This is a genomic window from Streptomyces sp. UNOB3_S3, assembly GCF_020740895.1.
Classification (GTDB): domain Bacteria; phylum Actinomycetota; class Actinomycetes; order Streptomycetales; family Streptomycetaceae; genus Streptomyces.
The window spans coordinates 1-1,455 of sequence record NZ_JAILXP010000681.1; the positions used below are offsets into that span (position 1 = coordinate 1).

Genomic DNA, 1,455 nt, shown 5'->3' on the forward strand with positions numbered 1-1,455 from the left:
CCCGTACACCTCCGCGCGGAGCCGCACCCCGGGGGCGACCTCGATCGCGGTGCCGTCCGGGCCGCCGGGGGCGGTCCGGGCGGCGGCGGGCGCGGCCACGGCGGACAGCGTGACGAGGAGGGCCGCCACCAGGGCGGCCAGGGCGGACCGGACGGCTCGCATGGGTCACCTGCCGACGGGCTCGATACGGGCTCGGTACGGACGCGCATCACCGGAGCGCGTCGGTCCGGCGCCCCGTGGGGCCCGCGACACGACGAGCATACTTACCGAACGGAGCGTCTCGGACACGGAGGGTGACCGGCAAGGCATCCCGGTGTCCGTCCACCCGTCCTGATGAACAACGCCCGCCCGGCGATTGGGCGTCGGCGCGGAGGGGCAGGGGACCTCAACGCCGTGGGGCGTGGGTGACGGGGAGTTCGCGCGGACCGCGCACCAGGAGGCCCGGGCGGTACGGCAGCCGTTCCGGCTCGGCGGCCAGGGCCAGGCCGGGGAGCGCGCCGAAGAGCCGCGGCAGGGCGATCGCCGCCTCCATCCGGGCCAGGCGGGAGCCGAGGCAGAAGTGCGGGCCATGGCCGAAGGCGAGGTGCGGGGCGGCCCGTTCCGCATCGCCGTCCGCCGCCGCGCCCGCGAGGTGGCGGGCGGGCCGGAAGGCATCCGGGTCGGGGAAGCGCTCCGGGTCGCGGCCCGCCGCCGCGAGCACGACGAGCACGGACTCCTCCGCCGGTATCACCGCTCCCCCGCCGAGGTCGACGCGCTCGGTCGTGCGCCGCCAGGTCGTGCCCTCCAGGGGGCTGGCGTGCCGCAGGGTCTCCTCGACCACGGCGGCCCAGCGCGCCTCGCCGCCCTCCCGGGCGGCGGCGAGCTCTGCGGGGTGGGTGAGCAGCAGCAGCGACGCGGAGGCCAGCAGGTTCATGGTCGTCTCGTAGCCCGCGAAGAGCAGCAGGAAGGCCATGGCCAGCAGTTCGCCGTCGTCGAGGCCGCCCTCGCTCGCGTCGTGCACCAGCGCGCTGAAGAGGTCGTCGCCCGGGGAGCGCCGCTTGTGGGCGATCAGCGTGGTGAAGTACGCGTGGAGCGCTGCCCACGCCTGGTCGGTCGCCCCCCGCTCCAGGGCGTCGGCGGGCGAGCCGACCCGGTAGGTCCACTCCCGCAAGGAAGCCCGGTCGGCCTCGGGCACACCCAGCACCTCGCCGATCACGAGCACGGGCAGCGGGAAGGCGAAGGAGTCCACCAGATCGGCGGTCCTCCCGCCCGTGAGCAGCCCGGACACCTCGGCGACCAGGCCGTCGGTCAGCCGCTCGATCCTCGGGCGGAGCGCGTCCACGCGGCGCGGGGTGAACGCGGCCGTGGTCAGCCGGCGCAGCCGGAGGTGGTCGGGGGCGTCGGAGTTGAGCATGTGGCGGGCGAGGCAGGCCCGGGCCCGCTGGGCCGGGGAGTCCGGCTTGGGGCGGCCCGCGC

Annotated in this window: 1 protein-coding gene; it reads right to left on the bottom strand. The window is 76.8% G+C overall.

Going from position 1 to position 1,455, the window contains the following annotated elements; all coding sequences use genetic code 11:
* Positions 1–385 precede the first annotated feature (385 nt).
* Positions 386–1,455 (bottom strand): cytochrome P450 (locus tag K6I33_RS34985; RefSeq protein WP_229358822.1); only part of this gene is annotated, 1,070 nt, incomplete at its 5' end.